Origin of the sequence: Cryobacterium roopkundense, assembly GCF_014200405.1 — a bacterium.
Taxonomy (GTDB): Bacteria; Actinomycetota; Actinomycetes; order Actinomycetales; family Microbacteriaceae; genus Cryobacterium; species Cryobacterium roopkundense.
This window is the reverse complement of the sequence record NZ_JACHBQ010000001.1, coordinates 3,689,254-3,705,343: the sequence shown is the minus strand read 5'-3', so window position 1 is coordinate 3,705,343 and position 16,090 is coordinate 3,689,254. Positions and strand designations below refer to the sequence as shown.

General features: G+C 66.7%; 17 protein-coding genes. 8 read left to right on the top strand and 9 right to left on the bottom strand.

The window, feature by feature from the left end:
• Nucleotides 1-11 precede the first annotated feature (11 nt).
• The 5 genes from fabG to BJ997_RS17175 all read left to right on the top strand — a co-directional run bounded on the left by fabG (nucleotide 12) and on the right by BJ997_RS17175 (nucleotide 5,170).
• Nucleotides 12-809 (top strand): 3-oxoacyl-ACP reductase FabG, encoded by a 798-nt coding sequence (gene fabG, locus BJ997_RS17195; protein ID WP_236629050.1) that lies wholly within the window; start codon nucleotides 12-14, stop codon nucleotides 807-809.
• Nucleotides 809-1,987 (top strand): thiolase family protein, encoded by a 1,179-nt coding sequence (locus tag BJ997_RS17190; protein WP_035837726.1) that lies wholly within the window; start codon nucleotides 809-811, stop codon nucleotides 1,985-1,987. Before fabG ends, BJ997_RS17190 begins: the two co-directional genes overlap by 1 nt.
• Nucleotides 1,988-2,131: 144 nt before the next feature.
• Entirely contained in the window at nucleotides 2,132-3,118 is a 987-nt protein-coding gene (locus tag BJ997_RS17185; RefSeq protein WP_035837704.1) for a tripartite tricarboxylate transporter substrate binding protein, read from the top strand.
• Complete coding sequence (locus BJ997_RS17180) at nucleotides 3,115-3,645, top strand: tripartite tricarboxylate transporter TctB family protein (RefSeq protein ID WP_084141364.1); 531 nt, start codon at nucleotides 3,115-3,117, stop codon at nucleotides 3,643-3,645. The genes BJ997_RS17185 and BJ997_RS17180 overlap by 4 nt, the downstream gene beginning before the upstream one ends.
• A 1-nt stretch (nucleotide 3,646) precedes the next feature.
• Nucleotides 3,647-5,170, top strand: coding sequence for a tripartite tricarboxylate transporter permease (locus tag BJ997_RS17175; RefSeq protein WP_035837702.1), 1,524 nt, complete (start codon nucleotides 3,647-3,649; stop codon nucleotides 5,168-5,170).
• A gap of 3 nt (nucleotides 5,171-5,173) precedes the next feature.
• Here the strand turns inward: BJ997_RS17175 and panD are convergent, their stop codons facing one another.
• From panD to kynA, 6 genes are all read right to left on the bottom strand, one after another.
• Nucleotides 5,174-5,587, bottom strand: a complete 414-nt coding sequence (panD, locus tag BJ997_RS17170) for an aspartate 1-decarboxylase (RefSeq protein WP_035837700.1) — start codon at nucleotides 5,585-5,587, stop codon at nucleotides 5,174-5,176.
• A gap of 156 nt (nucleotides 5,588-5,743) precedes the next feature.
• Nucleotides 5,744-6,439, bottom strand: coding sequence for a phosphoribosylformylglycinamidine synthase subunit PurQ (gene purQ / locus BJ997_RS17165; protein WP_035837698.1), 696 nt, complete (start codon nucleotides 6,437-6,439; stop codon nucleotides 5,744-5,746).
• Nucleotides 6,439-6,696, bottom strand: a complete 258-nt coding sequence (gene purS, locus BJ997_RS17160; RefSeq protein WP_035837695.1) for a phosphoribosylformylglycinamidine synthase subunit PurS — start codon at nucleotides 6,694-6,696, stop codon at nucleotides 6,439-6,441. Before purS ends, purQ begins: the two co-directional genes overlap by 1 nt.
• Nucleotides 6,697-6,751: 55 nt before the next feature.
• A complete protein-coding gene (locus BJ997_RS17155) occupies nucleotides 6,752-8,038 on the bottom strand; it encodes a kynureninase (protein WP_035837693.1) in 1,287 nt (428 codons plus the stop codon).
• Nucleotides 8,035-8,862: an amidohydrolase family protein gene (locus BJ997_RS17150; RefSeq protein ID WP_160175894.1), complete on the bottom strand. Its 828-nt coding sequence runs from the start codon at nucleotides 8,860-8,862 to the stop codon at nucleotides 8,035-8,037. Before BJ997_RS17150 ends, BJ997_RS17155 begins: the two co-directional genes overlap by 4 nt.
• Before the next feature lie 35 nt (nucleotides 8,863-8,897).
• Nucleotides 8,898-9,752, bottom strand: coding sequence for a tryptophan 2,3-dioxygenase (gene kynA / locus BJ997_RS17145; RefSeq protein WP_035837691.1), 855 nt, complete (start codon nucleotides 9,750-9,752; stop codon nucleotides 8,898-8,900).
• Nucleotides 9,753-9,918: 166 nt separating this feature from the next.
• Here kynA and BJ997_RS17140 point away from each other — a divergent pair, with 166 nt between their 5' ends.
• The gene (locus BJ997_RS17140) at nucleotides 9,919-10,623 is read left to right on the top strand and encodes a TetR/AcrR family transcriptional regulator (protein WP_183323632.1); all 705 of its coding nucleotides are present in this window, start codon (nucleotides 9,919-9,921) and stop codon (nucleotides 10,621-10,623) included.
• A gap of 246 nt (nucleotides 10,624-10,869) precedes the next feature.
• Nucleotides 10,870-12,414 (top strand): family 10 glycosylhydrolase, encoded by a 1,545-nt coding sequence (locus BJ997_RS17135; protein WP_035837536.1) that lies wholly within the window; start codon nucleotides 10,870-10,872, stop codon nucleotides 12,412-12,414.
• Between the two features lie 58 nt (nucleotides 12,415-12,472).
• Here the strand turns inward: BJ997_RS17135 and BJ997_RS17130 are convergent, their stop codons facing one another.
• Genes BJ997_RS17130 through BJ997_RS17120 form a run of 3 tightly spaced genes read right to left on the bottom strand, consistent with a single transcriptional unit; the run spans nucleotide 12,473 to nucleotide 14,571 of the window.
• Nucleotides 12,473-12,862 carry a VOC family protein gene (locus tag BJ997_RS17130; RefSeq protein ID WP_035837534.1) on the bottom strand — a complete coding sequence of 130 codons (390 nt, stop codon included), beginning with the start codon at nucleotides 12,860-12,862 and terminating at the stop codon, nucleotides 12,473-12,475.
• A 42-nt stretch (nucleotides 12,863-12,904) separates the two neighbouring features.
• Nucleotides 12,905-13,855: a phosphoribosylaminoimidazolesuccinocarboxamide synthase gene (locus tag BJ997_RS17125; RefSeq protein WP_052542402.1), complete on the bottom strand. Its 951-nt coding sequence runs from the start codon at nucleotides 13,853-13,855 to the stop codon at nucleotides 12,905-12,907.
• Nucleotides 13,856-13,869: 14 nt separating this feature from the next.
• Nucleotides 13,870-14,571: a FadR/GntR family transcriptional regulator gene (locus tag BJ997_RS17120; protein ID WP_035837532.1), complete on the bottom strand. Its 702-nt coding sequence runs from the start codon at nucleotides 14,569-14,571 to the stop codon at nucleotides 13,870-13,872.
• Between the two features lie 123 nt (nucleotides 14,572-14,694).
• Here BJ997_RS17120 and BJ997_RS17115 point away from each other — a divergent pair, with 123 nt between their 5' ends.
• Complete coding sequence (locus BJ997_RS17115) at nucleotides 14,695-16,062, top strand: SLC13 family permease (RefSeq protein ID WP_035837530.1); 1,368 nt, start codon at nucleotides 14,695-14,697, stop codon at nucleotides 16,060-16,062.
• Nucleotides 16,063-16,090: the final 28 nt, after the last annotated feature.

The window sequence follows — 16,090 nt, the reverse complement described above, 5'->3', positions numbered from 1 at the left end:
ACAGTCCGACCATGAATGACCAGGGAGATTCGATGAACCGGCTCAACAGCAGAGTCGCCGTGATTACCGGCGGCGCCCAGGGGATCGGAGCGGCCACGGCCCTGCGACTCGCCACGGAAGGCGCGCACGTGGCCATCCTCGATCTGAACGGCGAACGCGCAGCCGCGACAGCCGAGCAGATTTCCCAGACGGACGCCGTCGTCGCGGCCGGCGGATCGGCCAGCGGCCTCGTGTGCGACGTCACCGACGAAGATCGGGTAGCGGATGCGTTCCAGCAGGTCTTCGAGACCGGTGGCCGCCTCGACATCCTCGTGAACAACGCAGGGATCACTCGCGACAACCTGCTGTTCAAAATGGGCCGCGCCGACTGGGACTCGGTGCTCGTGACCAACCTCACGAGCGCCTTTCTCTGCGCCCAGGCCGCGCAGAAATTCATGGTTCCCGCCCGTTACGGCCGGATCGTGAGCCTCAGCAGTCGTTCGGCGCTCGGCAACAGGGGACAGGCGAACTACGCGGCGGCCAAGGCCGGCATCCAGGGGCTCACCGCCACGCTCGCGCTCGAGCTCGGGCCGTTCAACATCACCGTGAACGCCGTCGCACCCGGGTATATCGCAACGGCCATGACCGCGGCCACCGCCGAGCGGGTCGGAAGAACCGCCGAGGAGCACCAGAAGGCCACCGCCGACCGTACACCGCTCGGCCGGGTGGGTGCGCCGGAGGAGGTCGCGGCAGCGATCGCCTTCTTTGCGAGCGACGATTCCTCCTACGTCTCCGGCCAGACCCTCTACATCAACGGGGGCGCGCGGTGATTCCCGAGGCCTTTCTGGTGGGCGGGGTGCGTACCCCCGTCGGCCGATACGGCGGAGCCCTGTCAGGCATCCGCTCCGACGACCTGGCGGCGCTCGTGCTCGGCGAGCTCGTGACGCGCACCGGCATCGACCCCGCCGTGATCGACGAGGTGATTATGGGCAACACCAACCAGGCCGGCGAAGACAGCCGCAACGTGGCGCGAATGGCGAGCCTGCTGGCCGGTTTTCCCGAAGAGATCCCCGGGCTGACGGTTAACCGGCTGTGCGCCTCGGGTCTGAGTGCCATCATCCTGGCTTCTCAGATGATCAGGAGCGGAGCCGCCGACGTGGTACTGGCGGGCGGTGTGGAGTCGATGTCGCGGGCACCGTGGGTGCTCGCGAAGCCCGAGAAGGCCTTCGGGCGACCGGGCGAGATCTCCGACACCAGCATCGGCGCGCGCTTCGTGAACCCCCGATTTGCGCCCACGACCACCCTCTCCATGCCGGAGACGGCGGAGGAGCTCGCCCGGGTCGACAACATCACGCGCGACGAAGCGGATGCCTTCGCCCTCGGCTCCCAGGAGCGGGCCGCCGCCGCGATCGATGCGGGCCGTTTCGCCGCCGAAATCGTTCCGGTGGCCACACACAATGGAATCGTGGAGCATGACGAGGGGCCGAGGCGTGAGACCACGCTCGAGGCCCTCGCGGGCCTGCGCCCTGTCGTGCGACCCGGCGGGATCGTGACTGCCGGCAACTCCAGCACGCTCAACGACGGAGCCTCCGCCGTGCTCGTGGCGAGTGAACGCGCCATCGACCGGTTTGGCCTCACTCCGCGCGCGCGGATCGTAGACGGCGCCTCGGCCGGGGTGCCCCCACAGATCATGGGCATCGGGCCGGTCCCGGCGACCCGAAAGGTGCTCGAACGCGCAGGGTGGTCCCTCGACGATGTGGGGGCGATCGAGCTCAATGAGGCCTTTGCGGTCCAGGCGCTCGCCTGCATCCGTCGCCTCGGGCTTGACCCGCGGATCGTGAACAGCGACGGCGGGGCGATAGCCCTCGGGCATCCGCTCGGGTCCTCCGGCTCCCGCATCGCCATCACCCTGCTGGGTCGGATGGAGCGCGCAGACGCCCCCCGCGGCCTCGCAACGATGTGCGTAGGCCTCGGCCAGGGCACGGCAATGCTGCTCGAACGGGTCTGACCACGGACACGATTTTATGCATTTGGGGTATCAATACGGCCCCAAAATGGTATTGGAAATGAATTTATGATTCTGCGACAGTGAAATGGGCTGGCGCAAATCACCCCACCATGAGGCACAAGACAGATGACAATGAGGTCAGCTTTGAAGAAGAACACCGTTGTATTCCTGCCCGCACTCGCCGGACTGGCCATGCTGGGCCTTGTCGGCTGCAGCGCAGCCGCCGGCGCCCAGGAGCCGGCAGCCGACTACCCCTCGAAACCCGTGACCTTCGTGGTGCCGTTCGCCGCGGGGGGCCCATCCACCGTGACCGCACTCGCCTACGCCTCGTGCCTGGAAGAGGGCCTCGGCCAAACCTTCGTGATCGAGAACCAGCCGGGCGGTAGCGGCGGCCTTGCCATGCAGGAGGTGTCGAGCGCCAAGCCCGACGGCTACACGCTGACGCTCGGCACGAACGGTCCGCTCGTGATGAACCCCATGATCAACAAGCTCAACTACGGCATTGAGGACTTCACCTCGGTCGGGGTCATGGCGCAGATGCCGACCGTGCTGGTTGTCGGCGAGGATTCCCCCTACGAGAGCGCCGACGAATTCTTCGCCGCCGCCGAGAAGAAGCCCGGCACGCTCAGCGTCGCCATTCCGGGAGCGACCACGTCGGCGGCGATCGAGCTGCAGCGGCTCAACGACGAATACGACATCGAGGTGACGGCCGTTCCCGCCGTCGGCAACGCCGAGATGACCACGAGCCTGCTGGGCGGGCACGTGGACGCACTGTTCATCACCGACCACCAGGACGTGCAGGCGCGCATCGACGACGGCTCCTTTGTGCCGCTCGCCGTAAGCAGCCCGGAGCGTGCCGACTGGTACCCCGACGTGCCGACACTGGCGGAACAGGGATTCCCCGAACTCGTCAACGCTGTCTCCGTCTTCGGGGTCGTAGGGCCCAAGGGCCTGCCCGACGCGCTCGTCGCCACGCTCGAGGCCGAACTCAAGACCTGCTCTGCAGACCCGAAGGTGATCGACCAGGTGGGAACGATGTTCGTGCCGGCAGAATTCGGCGATGCGGCCGCCCTCGACACGATCTTCGCCGACATGCAGAAGCTTTACGAACCCATCCTCGGCCAAGAATGAGCGACGCCACGCTCGAGGCCACCGAGGTGGCCGGGCCCGTTGCCGTGAGCAGCGGGGCCGCCCGGAATGGCGGTCGCTACCGACTTGTTCCCGTTGTTCTCCTGATCACGGGAGTCGGCGCCGTAGTCGAGTCCTGGCGGCTCGGCCTCGGCGAGCTTACCAATCCAGAGCCCGGTCTCTGGCCGTTCGTGGTCTCGATTGCGGTCACCGTCACGGCCGCAATCCTCACCATCGTTCCCGACACTGAGGCGTACGAGAAGTGGACCAGGCGCACGACGCTGCTCGCCGGAGGTGTGCTGAGCCTCGTCGTCTTCATCCTGCTGTTCACAGCGATCGGCTTCGTCGTTCCCGCGTTCCTCCTCCTCCTGCTGTGGCTGCGGGTCTTCGGCGAGGAATCCTGGCGGCTCGCCCTCGTGCTCGCCGTCGGCGGCACCGCCGTCTTCTACGTGGGGTTCGCCGTTCTGCTCGGTGTCCCCTTTCCCGACGACATCGTCGTGGGCACCATCACCCGACTGATCGGAATGTGACATGGACGTCTTCAACAACCTGGGCCTCGGATTCTCCGTCGCCTTCGACCCGATGAACCTGCTGTTCGTCTTCATCGGGGTCGTCATCGGCACCGCCATCGGGGTGCTGCCGGGCCTCGGGCCCACGGCCACGATCGCGCTCCTGCTGCCGATCACCTACACGATGGACGCCACGACAGCGGTGATTATGCTCGCGGGCATCTACTACGGCTCGATGTACGGCGGCACGATCACCTCGGTGCTGTTGCGGATTCCGGGGGAGGCAGCATCCGTTGTGACGACCTTCGACGGGTATCAGATGACCAAGCAGGGCCGCGCCGGCCCCGCGCTCGGCATCAGTGCGATCGGCAGCTTCATCGGCGGCACCGTGGCCATCATCGGCCTTACCTTTTTGGCCCCCCTCCTCGCGCAGGTCGCCGTGGCCGTCGGCCCCGCTTCCTACGTGGCGATCATGGTGCTCGGGCTCTTCCTGGTGACCTCGCTGGGAACCGGCTCCACGATGAAGAGCCTCTGCATGGCCGCGATCGGCCTGCTGCTTTCGACAGTGGGCCAGGACCCGATCACAGGCACGGCCCGCTTCACCTTCGGCATTCCCTCACTGCTCGGCGGGTTCGACTTCGTGGCGATCGCGATGGGCCTCTTCGGTGTCGGTCAGCTGCTGCACAGCCTCGAACGCACCGAGAAGGCGCAGGCGATCACGACCAAGATCAAGAACATTTGGCCGTCCCGCAAGGATTTCCGCGATTCTTCAGGTGCCATCGCTCGTGGCTCGCTGCTCGGCTTCGTGATCGGTGTGCTGCCCGGTGGCGGAGGGGTCATCTCGTCGCTCGCCTCCTATGCGCTCGAAAAGCGCCGAGCGAAGGACCCATCCCGGTTCGGCAAGGGAGCGATCGAGGGGGTCGCGGGGCCGGAGACGGCGAACAACGCGTCGTCGACATCCGCTTTCATACCCCTACTCATTCTGGGGATTCCCTCCAACGTGGTGCTCGCGATGCTCTACGGCGCCCTGTTGTTGCAGGGGATCACGCCTGGGCCGTCGTTGATCGAGGATCGCCCCGACATTTTCTGGGGCGTGATCGCTTCGATGTATATCGGCAACCTCATGCTCGTGATTCTGAATATCCCGCTGATCGGTATCTTCATCCAGATGCTTCGGGTGAGAACCGGGATTCTGGCCACCTTCGCCCTGATGGTGGTCATGGTGGGCGTGTACTCGATCAACAACAACCCGTTCGATATGTGGGTCGTGCTGATCTTCGGCGTCTTCGGCTGGATCATGATCAAGACCGGTTTCGATCCGGGGCCGCTCGTGCTCGCGTTCATTCTCGGGCCGATCCTGGAGCGGTCGTTCCGGCAGTCAATGCTGATTTCGGGCGGCAGTCTCGACATTTTCGTGACCGACCCGATCTCGGCGACGATCTTTGGGCTTCTCGCGGTGTTCCTGGCCTACTCCTTCGTCAGCCGCCGACGCCGCCGGGCGAAGACGGCGGTTGCGCCGACTCGGGAACGGGTGGAGGCGGAGTAGCCCTCAGACGATGGCGAAGGGGGGTGACGCGAGGCCCTCCGTCAGAGATTCGGCGGGACGGATGCCGGTGGCCACGATGCGATTGTCGGCATCGACGTGCACAACCCGGGGGGTGTACTCCCGGGCCTCCTCGGTGCTCATGAGACCGTAGGCGATCACGATCACGACGTCGCCCGGGAACGCCAAGTGCGCGGCGGCGCCGTTGATGCCGAGCACGCCGCTGCCCGCTTCGCCCTCGATCACGTAGGTTTCAAGGCGGGCACCGTTCGTCACATCCACGATGGCGACCTTCTCGCCGGGCAGAATGTTTGCGGCGGTGAGCAGGTCACGGTCAATCGTCACCGAGCCGACGTAGTTCACGTCGGCGTGGGTGACGGTGGCGCGGTGAATCTTGGCGGTGAACATCGTTCGCAACATGGCGGTACTCCTTTCCCTTGTCGAGCCACCCACGCTGGTCGAGGCGCGAGGCACGAGCGATCGAAACCAGGTGAGGTATTCCTGACAGCGCATCCGAAGTCTGAGGTTCGGCGTGCGGAGCCTCGATCGCTCCTTCGTCGCGCCTCGACCAACGGGCTAGTGGACGAGGGCCCGCTCGATCACGGAGGTGAAGAAGGTGAGCCCGTCGATGCCGCTGCGCATGGCGTCGGCGGTGTCGGGTCCGAAACCGGCCTCGACGGCGTGCTCAGGGTGCGGCATGAGCCCCACCACGTTGCCGCGCGCGTTCGTGACGCCGGCGATGTCGTTGAGCGAGCCGTTCGGGTTCACTCCGAGATAGCGGAACGCCACCTGGCCTTCGCCCTCGAGGCGTTCAAGGGTGTCCGCTGAGGCGATGAACGCGCCCTCGCCGTTCTTGAGTGGGATGGTGATCTCCTGGCCGGTCGCGAAGCCGCCGGTCCAGTCCGTCGAGGTGTTCTCCACGCGCAGCTGCTGGTCACGGCAAATGAAACGGCCGGCCTCGTTACGAATCAGTCCGCCGTCGAGCAGGTGCGCCTCGGCGAGCATCTGGAAGCCATTGCAAATTCCGAGCACGGGCATGCCCGTGTTCGCCGCGTCGATGACCTCGGTCATGATGGGCGAGAGGCTCGCGATCGCGCCGCAGCGCAGGTAATCGCCGTAGCTGAAGCCGCCCGGGAGCACCAGGGCGTCGACGCCGTGCAGGTCGTGATCGCCGTGCCACAGGGCAACGGGCTCCGCGCCGGCCAGGCGGATCGCGCGCTGGGCGTCGCGATCGTCAAGCGAACCGGGGAAGGTGACGACGCCGATGCGCACTAGTTGGCCGGTTCGACGACGTGGATGCCGACGACATCCTCGATCACGGAGTTGGACAGCACGGTGTCGGCGAGCTCGGCCACGGCGGCGAGGGCCGCGGCATCCGCTGGCCCGTCGATGGTGATCTCGAAACGCTTGCCGACGCGCACGCCGGAAAACTGGGTCTGACCGAGGCGACCGAGGGCGCCGGCGACGGCCTTGCCCTGAGGGTCAAGCAGCTCGGCCTTGGGCATAACTTCTACAACGATTGTTGGCACAGCGCACTCCGCTTTGATTCGAGGGTGGATGGGTCGATTCTACAGGCCGACGCGGCTACGCGGTCAGCCCGCTCTGGCCGAGCAGCACGCCACGCAGCACATCGCGGATGGCGGCGAGGCCGTCATAGGTCTCGACGAAGCTCGTGCTGAGCGGCGACAGGCCGATGCGCAGGCCGTTCGGGCTGCGGAAATCGGGAATCACATCGTGCGCCCACAGGGTCGTGGTCACCTGTCGCATCGCCGGATGGTTGATCGTGACGTGCCCGCCGCGGTGCGAGCTTTCGCGCGGCGACGCCACGGTGACGCCCATCGGAGCGAGCCACTCGTCCACGAGTGTGATGGTGAATTCGGTGAGCGCCACCGATTTGGCGCGCACCTGTTCGATGCCGGCCTCCTCGATCATGCCGATGGTGTCCTGCATGGCGAGCATCGCCACGATGGCCGGCGTGCCACTCATGAAACGACGGATGCCGGTGGCCGGAACATACTCCGGGCCCATCGCGAACACGTCTTTGGTTCCCATCCACCCCTGGATCGGCTGCACGAGAACCTCCTGCAGGTCGGCGCGCACGTAGCCGAAGGCCGGCGACCCAGGGCCACCGTTGAGGTACTTGTAGGAACAGCCCACGGCAAGGTCCACGTCGCAGAGGTCGAGTTCCACGGGAATTGACCCAGTGGAGTGGGAGAGGTCCCACAGCACGAGGGCGTCGTGCTCGTGCGCGATCTGTGTGATCGAACGCATGTCGGCGATGTAGCCGGAGCGGTACGCCACATGGCTGAGCACCACGAGGGCCGTGCGGGGCCCCACCGCATCGCGCACCTGCTCTGGCGTGACGCCTCCCTCGGTCGACGAGACGATCCAGCGCAGGCTGAGCCCGCGCTCGGCGGCGATTCCTTCGAGCACGTAGCGGTCGGTGGGGAAGTTGTCGGAGTCCAGTACGATCTCCGTGCGGCCGGGACGGGAATCCACCGCGGCGCGCGCGAGTTTGTAGAGCAGCACCGTCGTGGAATCGCCCACGAACGTCTGGCCGGGCGCGGCACCGATCACGGAGCGGCCGAGGTCGTCGCCGATGCGCAGCGGCAGCTCCATCCAGGATTCGTCCCAGCCGCGGATGAGGCGCTCGCCCCAGGCGTGGGTGATGAACTCGGCGATCCGCTCCGCGCTGGCCTTCGTGGGCCGGCCGAGGGAGTTGCCGTCGAGGTAGGCGAGCGGGTTGGCGTCGTCGGGCAGGGCATCCGTTCCGATGAACCGGGGCCGGTAGTGGGCGAGGCCGTCGATGCGGTCCATGCGGCGCGCGAACGTGAGGTGAGCGTCGAGGCCGATGGGCTCTGGGGGAGTCATGCGTCTTCCTTCATCTGAGCGCTCGTCGAGACTGCGCGAGCGGTGCATAGCCAGTCGACGAAACCGGCGGGGTCGGCGGGGCGGAGGCCCGACATAACGGTAACCCGGTCGGAGGTCCACTCGAGTCCCGCCGTGCTCGTGAGGGCCGAGATCACGGCGTCGGGGGAGAGGCCGGCTTCGAGAAGGGCCTCGATCTCGCGCCGGTTGAGACCCACCGGCAGCGGACCGTTGCCGAGGTCGGTGCCGTAGAGCACCCGCCCACCGGCCGCGTGGAATCGCGCAAGGTTGTCGCTCGCCCGAGCAAAGTCATCGTTTCGGTCGCCCCACCCGTGGATGTCGAGGGTGCTGATCCAGGCCATGCGGGGAGCCATAGCGACCACGAGGTCGTCGTCGAGCCGTTCGCTGAAGGGAGTGTGCGCCAGCATGTCGACGCCAGCGGTGAAGGCGCGCCCGGCCTGGCCGGCGCCCTGGGCGTGGGCGACCACGGGCAGGCGCTTTTCGCTGGCCCGTTCCACGACGGCACGCAGCACGTCGTCGGCGAGCACCGGGCCGGCGTCCGAGTTGAGCGTGACCTTCACAACGGATGCGGCGGCGGCGGCCTGCAGGTCGACCGCGGCCGCGGCATCCGCTCGCGTGGCCACCGAGCACACGCTGCCGGGCGGCGTCCACGGCTGCCTCGCCGGGTAGCCGCCCGGGGCCGTGAGGAACTGGTTGGCGTATGCCGTTTCGGGCATATTGTCGGCGAATGGCCCGGGCAGGCCGCCGAGGTCGAGCACCCTGGAGATTCCGCCGGCGAGGAGGATCGTCGGATTTATTAGGGCCAAGTGAACATGCGCGTCTAAGAACGGCGGGAGCACCGTCACCGGCCGATCTCCGTGCGCACCGCGAACAGCTCCGGGAAGAACGTGAGCTCGAGCGCCTTCTGTAGGAACGCGGCGCCGCTCGATCCGCCGGTGCCCGGCTTCATACCGATGATGCGCTGCACCGTCTTGAGGTGGCGGAAGCGCCAGAGTTGAAAGTTGTCTTCGAGATCGACGAGCTCTTCGCAGGCCTCGTAGGCGCTCCAGTGCTCGCTCGCGTTCTCGTAGATGGTGCGGAACACGGCCACGAGGTCGGGATGCAGCACCCAGGCCTCCGTCACGTCCCGCTCGAGCACCTCGGCGGGAATGTCGAATCCGTTGCGCGCGAGGTAGCGCAGAAACTCATCGTAGATGCTCGGTGCCTCGAGCACCGCTGTGAGCAGCGCGTGTGCCGCGGGGTCACTCTCGAACACGCTCAGCATTCGCCTGTTCTTGTTGCCGAGGGCGAATTCGACGGCGCGGTACTGATATGACTGGAAGCCGGAGGAATTGCCGAGAAAGCCGCGGAATTCGGCGTACTCGGTGGGGGTGAGCGTCGCGAGCACAGACCACTGCTCCGTGAGCGTGCGCTGGATGTGTTTCACTCGGGCGATGCGTTTAAGGGCCGGCGCGAGGTCGTCGACGCGCAGCGACTCGGTGGCCGCGCGCAGCTCGTGCAGCACAAGCTTGAGCCAGAGTTCAGTCGTCTGGTGCTGGATGATGAACAGCAGTTCGTCGTGGTGCTCCGGCGTGCTCACCGGCTTCTGCGCTGCCAGCAGCGTGGGCAGGTCGAGGTAGGAGCCGTAGCTCATCCGTTCGCGAAAATCGGTGATGATTTCGGGGTCGAAGTCGCGGGTGTTGTTCTCGACGGGCATGCGTTTTTTCCGTTTCCGAACCGGCTGCGCGTGCGGCGACAATGCCAGTTCCGTTCCCTGAATTGTGCGTGCTGGGCGTCGCCGATGCAAGACGGATGCCCCGCCCGAGGGCATCACGGAGGATTCCCTCCGTGAACATGGAGCCAGGGGTCCTAGAATCAACTGCATGACTTCGTCCCCTCGCGCGCCCCAGGAAGGTTCGCAACCCCGGCGCCGTGACGCCAGGCAGAACCGGGAACGCCTCGTGACCGAGGCCCGCGCGCTGTTCGCGACCGACGGCGTGGACGCCTCCCTCGAGGAAATCGCCCGCCGTGCCGACGTGGGCGTGGCAACGCTCTACCGAAACTTTCCCACCCGTGACGATCTCGTGCGGGCGCTCTACGACCTGGCCCTGGCCGAGTTGGCCTCGGTGCGCGGCGAGATGGAGGCCGCGGCCACGGCCTGGGACGGCGTGGTGATCTACACCGAACGTGTGGCCGAGTGGTTGGTGGCCGACCCGTCCCTGCCGTCCATTCTCAAGCGGATGGCGCTCATCGACCCCGCAAATCGCCCGGCGGCCCAGTTCGACACGTTCATCGCGGCGCTCGTGACCCAGGCAAAGAAGGATGGCGATCTGCGCCCCGACGTGGACGCTGTCGACATCGCCATCCTCGTCACTATGGTGGGTTCGCTCGGCAGCCTCGGCGAGGAATACGCCGGCCAGTGGCGCCGGCAGCTGTCGATCGTGCTCGATGGACTGCGCCCGGCCGGGTACGCGAGGCCGAAGCTCGCTGGCCGACCGCTCAACGCCAAGGAGTTCCGGGCGACCCTGCACGGCCTCACCCGCCGCGCCAAGCGCGCCGGCCGCTCCGGCCATGGCCCCGCCGCCTAGCTTCCCCCCGCCCGCTGCGCCGGTGTGGCGGCGTGCTGCCGCTGCGGCGGTAGCGTCCCACGATAGCGGCGCGGGCATCCTCGGCGCGCGCCCGAAGGCCGCGCGCGCCCGCTGTGGCTGCCGCGCGCGGCGACACCGGCGCGGGCATCCCATGCGAAAATAGTTTGCGTAAAGTGACCTAGACAGGCATGCTTATTTTCATAGGGGGGTCGATCGGCTCCTTCTGCGTTTCGATGAGGAGACCGCATGAAGATGAAACGAACGCTCACGGCCGTAGCCGGCCTGTCCCTGTTGCCCGCCCTGGCGCTTGCCGCCCCCGCCGGCGCCGACGAGCCAGAGCAGCAGTGGCGCGGCTACTGGGTAGACGCCTTCAATGTGGGGGTCTACACGCCGGAGCAGGTGACCGGCCTCGTCGACGACGCTCAGGATGCCGGCGCGAACGCCCTCGTCGTTCAGGTCGCGCGCCGCTTCGATTGCTTCTGCAACGACGCCCTCTACCCGCGTACCGACGCGGCCATCGCCGCGGCGCCCTACGACCCGCTGGCTGAGGTGATAGATCAGGCGCATGCCGCGGGGATCGAGGTGCACGCCTGGGTCAACGCCACCACGCTCTGGAACTCCGCGACGCCGCCTGTCTCAGCGGACCACGCCTTCAACGCGCACGGGCTCACCGAGACTGGAGCCGATCGTTGGCTCAACAAACGCCACGACGGAGTCGAACAGGTGGGTACAAACACCTATATCGACCCGGCAAACCCGGCGGCCACGGACTACATCGTGGACGCAGTGGCCTCGATCACGAGCAATTACGACGTCGACGGGGTCAACCTCGACTACATTCGGTACCCCGACTTCAACTCGGGAGATTTCCAGAACGATTGGGGCTATTCCGAGACCTCCCTGGCCCGGTTCGCGGCGGCGACAGGTCGCACGGATATCCCGGAACCCACGGATGCGCAGTTCAGCGACTGGCGCCGAGATCAGGTCTCCAACCTCGTGCGCAAGATCTACGTGGCCATGTATGACGTTGATGCGAGCGATCGACTCAGCATCAACGGAATCACGTACGCCTATGGTCCGGCCAGCTACGGCGGCTGGGAGAACGCTCGCCCCTATGCCAACGTGATGCAGGACTGGAAGGGCTGGCTCGACGAGGGCATCGTTGACACCGTCACTGCCATGAACTACAAGCGCGAGTGGATGCCCGAACAGGCCCGCATGTTCGACGAGTGGAATACCGCCCTCGCCGAGTACGGCGCCGGTCGCCATGTCGTGAGTGGTCCGGCGCTCTACCTGAACGGCATCGACGACTCCGTGCAGCAGGCGCACGACGTGGTCGACGCCGGCTTGGATGGCTGGATGGGCTATTCGTACGCGAACGTGTCGCTTGATGCCACGGCATCCGCCGACCCGGCCGTGAAGGAGGCGGAACGCGACGCCCTCGCCGCGGCTCTTCGCGCCGACGTGTTCACGACCGACGCCGACGTGCCGGTGATGGAGTGGAAGGCGACGCCGACGACCGGCCTCCTGGCGGGAACTGTCGCGACGTCGGGAGTCGCAGCCGCACAGGTCGCCGTGCAGGTCACCCCGGTGTCGCGGCCGACGGACAAGACGCTCGGCGAGGCGATCACGCTTCAGACGGATGGCTCTGGCTGGTTCGCCGCCGTCGACCTCGCTCCCGGCACGTATCGCGTGCAGGTGCAGAATGCCGGCACCCCCGGGTTCACCGTCGTCCGGGTGAAGGCAGGCCAGATCGCCGAGGCCGACATTCGCCTGCGCGCTCCGAGGTAGCGGCGGCCGGTGCCTGGCCAGCGGATGCCGCGGGCCGGGCACTGGCGCGCGGCATCGGTTAGACGCTGGGTTCGTCTTGGTGCAGCTGGATGAGGTTGCCGCACGTGTCGTCGAACTCGGCGGAGGTGCCGGAGGCGTCGGTGTTGGGCTTCTCCACGAACCGCACCGTGAGGGCCACGAGGCGGTCGTACTCGGCCTGCACGTCGGGAACGCCGAAGACGATCGCCGGAATGCCCAGGCGGTAGAGCCCCTCCTGGTAGGTCTTGCCCACCTTGGTGTCGGTGGGCTCGAGCAGCAGACCCACGCCCGTGGGGTCTTCGGGTGAGCGCACGATGTAGAGCTCGTGCTCCGGCATCTTCACGAGCTCTTCGAAACCGAGGATCTTCGTGTAGAACACGAACGCCGAGGATGGGTCGGTGACGTGCACGCTGCACATTTTGATTCTCATACCGTGAACACTACAGAAGGCCCACGACGCCCGGATCGGAAGTTACGCCCCGGTGAGCCGTTCGAGCAGTTCGCGGTAGCGGGCGGCGGTCTGCTCCACGATGTCGGCGGGCAGCAGCGGTGGGATTCCGATGCCGTCCCAGTGTGCCGCGAGCCAGTTGCGCACGATCTGCTTGTCGAAGCTGGCCATGCGCTCCTCGGGGGTCGTTCCCGACTGCCAGGCCGCGGCATCCCAGTAACGGCTCGAGTCGCTCGTGAGCACCTCGTCGGCGAGGGTGGTGGCGCCGGTCGCACGGTCGGCGCCGAACTCGAACTTCGTGTCGGCGAGAATCACACCGGCCCTCTCGGCGATCGTCGAGGCGGTGGCGAACAGGGCGAGCGACAGGTCGCGCAGCTCGGCTGCCACGCGGGCGCCCACGAGTTCGACAGTGCGCTCGAAGGAGATGTTTTCGTCGTGCAAGCCCATCGGTGCCTTCCACGCCGGAGTGTAGATGGGCTCGGGCAGCCGGTCACCGTTCGTGAGCCCTGCGGGCAGTTGGACGCCGCAGACCGACTGACTGGCCTGGTACTCCTTCCAGCCGGAGCCGGTGAGGTAGCCGCGTACAACGCACTCCACCGGGAACATGTCGAGCGTCTTGCAGAGCATGGCCCGGCCGGCGACGGCGGCCGGAATCAGCTCGCGCACGGTGTCGCCCACGAGTTCGTGGTCTGCCACCAGATGGTTGGGCACCGCCGTGAGACGGTCGAACCACCACAGGCTGAGGGTGGTGAGCAGCTCGCCCTTGCCCGGGATGCCGGGTTCGAGCACCCGGTCGAATGCGCTCACTCTGTCGCTCGCGACCACGAGAACACGCTGGGCGCTGGCCAAGTCGGCCGGGGCATCCGTTGTGTCGTCTGTCGGAACATAGAGGTCGCGCACCTTGCCCGAGTAGGCGTGTCGCCACCCCGGCAGATCGAGGGCGACGGATGCTGGGGGCTGCGCGGATTCGGTCACCCGCCTATTCTCTCCTACTTGAGCAGGGCCACGTCGGAGACCAGCTCGATGTGCGAGAGCATCGCCGCGGTCGCCACTGCGGGGTCCTGGGCACGGATGGCTGCGGTGATGGTGCGGTGCGAGGCGAGGGACTGCTCCGGGCGGCCCGGCTGGGCGAGGGATTCGAGTCGGGTCTCGAGGATCATCTCGGCGATGAACGTCATGAGCTGGGCGAGGACGGGGGAGTGCGCGGCGGTCGTGACGGCCTGGTGGAAGAGCTCGTCGCCGTGTGCTCCGCGGTCGCCTGCGGCGATTTCTTCGGACATCACCTGGAGGGCATTCTCGATCGCGGCCAGGTCGGCATCCGTTCGGCGCTCCGCGGCCAGCTCGGCCAGTTTCACCTCAAGGGTGCTGCGGGCTTCGACGATTTCGGGAAGCCGGTTGCGGTGTTCCCGGAGGCCTTTGATGACGGTGGCGATGCTCGGCCGGTAGACAAGCACGGCGCCGGTGCCGTGCTGCACGTCGATGACGCCGAGCACCTCGAGGGCCACGAGCGCCTGGGCGAGTGTGGCGCGGGAGACGCCGAGTCGCTCCGCCAGGTCGCGTTCGGCGGGCAGCAGGTCGCCCGGGCCGAGGCTGGCCGACTCGATGTAGGCGAGTAGTTGGGCCACGAGCTGCTCGTAGAGGCGTGGTTTCGTGACGCGCATCAATGGCTGCGGTGTCGCCTGCTGCTTCATGCCTGCCTCCCGGTGCCTCTTGGCCCCAAGGTTACACGGCTCTTGACAAACTCACCTACTGTCTAGGAGGCTAGTCCAGTGAGCCAATAGCCCACATCCGCTTGAACCAATGGAGGAACAACGATGTCCGCTCCCGTTATCTCGATCATCATCCTGGCGGTGATGTTTCTGATCGCCACGCTCCTACCCGTCAACATGGGTGCACTGGCCTTCGTGGGTGCATTCCTGCTCGGTGCCGTCTTCCTCGGTATGGAAACCACCGATATTCTCGCCAACTTTCCTGGCGGGCTGTTCCTCACGCTCGTGGGAGTCACGTACCTCTTCGCGATTGCACAGGGCAACGGCACGATCGATCTGCTGGTGCGCGGTGCCGTGCGGCTCGTCGGCGGCCGCGTGGCCCTCATCCCGTGGGTGATGTTCGTGATCACCGCCGTGATCACCGCGGTCGGGGCGCTCTCCCCAGCAGCCGTCGCGATCGTGGCGCCGATCGCGCTCGGCTTCGCCCGCAAATACAAGATCAGCCCGCTGTTGATGGGCATGATGGTGATCCATGGCGCGCAGGGCGGCGGGTTCTCGCCGATCGCCGTCTACGGCGTGATCGTGAACAGTCTCATCGCCACCACTGGACTCGATGCGAGCCCCACCGCGGTGTTCCTATCGAGCCTGATCTTCAACTTCCTGATCGCCGTCGTCCTGTTCGTTGTGCTCGGCGGGCGGAAGCTGATGTCGAGCCGGGTCGGACACTTCGTGGAGCAGGCAGCCGAAGCTCGTATGTCGGTGAGTGTGGGTGCGCGCGTCGGCGGCGACGTGGACTTCAAGGGCTTCGGCTCGGGCATCTATGGCCCCCGCGACCCCGCCGGCGACGGCGTGCAGGCCACCGCGACCCGCGGGGAGCGCATCCCTCAGCTCGTCACCGTGGCCGGGCTCATCGCCCTCGCTGTGATCGCCCTCGGCTTCAAGGTGGACGTGGGCTTCGTGGCCATCACTATCGCCGTCATTCTGGCGCTCGTCTCGCCCGCCGCCCAGAAGGGCGCGGTCAACAAGATCAGTTGGTCGACAGTGCTGCTCATCTGCGGCATGCTCACGTTCGTCGGCGTGCTCGAAGAGGCCGGAACCATCGAGTTCGTGTCGGAGGCGGTCGCGACCCTCGGCATGCCGCTGCTGGCAGCGCTTCTGATCTGCTACATCGGCGCCGTGGTCTCGGCCTTCGCCTCGTCGACAGCCATCCTGGCCGCGCTCATCCCGCTCGCCGTGCCGTTCCTCGCCACCGGAGAAATCAGCGCCATCGGCGTTATCTGTGCTCTCGCCGTGGCCTCGACCATCGTGGACGTGTCGCCCTTCTCCACCAACGGCGCACTCGTGCTGGCCAACGCCCCCGACGACGTGGACAAGGACCGCTTCTACAAGCAGATCCTTGCCTACAGCGGGATTGTGGTCGTGGCCGGGCCGGCCATCGCCTGGGCCGTGCTGGTGCTGCCCGGCTGGCTGTAAACCGCCGCAGCCTGCCCGACATCGAGAA

Bases quoted from the DNA above. Each gene is read 5' to 3' on its own strand.
- fabG (WP_236629050.1), top strand. From the start codon at position 12: ATGAATGACCAGGGAGATTCGATGAACCGGCTCAACAGCAGAGTCGCC.
- BJ997_RS17180 (WP_084141364.1), top strand. From the start codon at position 3,115: ATGAGCGACGCCACGCTCGAGGCCACCGAGGTGGCCGGGCCCGTTGCC.
- BJ997_RS17175 (WP_035837702.1), top strand. From the start codon at position 3,647: ATGGACGTCTTCAACAACCTGGGCCTCGGATTCTCCGTCGCCTTCGAC.
- panD (WP_035837700.1), bottom strand. From the start codon at position 5,587: ATGTTGCGAACGATGTTCACCGCCAAGATTCACCGCGCCACCGTCACC.
- BJ997_RS17155 (WP_035837693.1), bottom strand. From the start codon at position 8,038: ATGACTCCCCCAGAGCCCATCGGCCTCGACGCTCACCTCACGTTCGCG.
- kynA (WP_035837691.1), bottom strand. From the start codon at position 9,752: ATGCCCGTCGAGAACAACACCCGCGACTTCGACCCCGAAATCATCACC.
- BJ997_RS17140 (WP_183323632.1), top strand. From the start codon at position 9,919: ATGACTTCGTCCCCTCGCGCGCCCCAGGAAGGTTCGCAACCCCGGCGC.
- BJ997_RS17135 (WP_035837536.1), top strand. From the start codon at position 10,870: ATGAAGATGAAACGAACGCTCACGGCCGTAGCCGGCCTGTCCCTGTTG.
- BJ997_RS17130 (WP_035837534.1), bottom strand. From the start codon at position 12,862: ATGAGAATCAAAATGTGCAGCGTGCACGTCACCGACCCATCCTCGGCG.
- BJ997_RS17120 (WP_035837532.1), bottom strand. From the start codon at position 14,571: ATGAAGCAGCAGGCGACACCGCAGCCATTGATGCGCGTCACGAAACCA.
- BJ997_RS17115 (WP_035837530.1), top strand. From the start codon at position 14,695: ATGTCCGCTCCCGTTATCTCGATCATCATCCTGGCGGTGATGTTTCTG.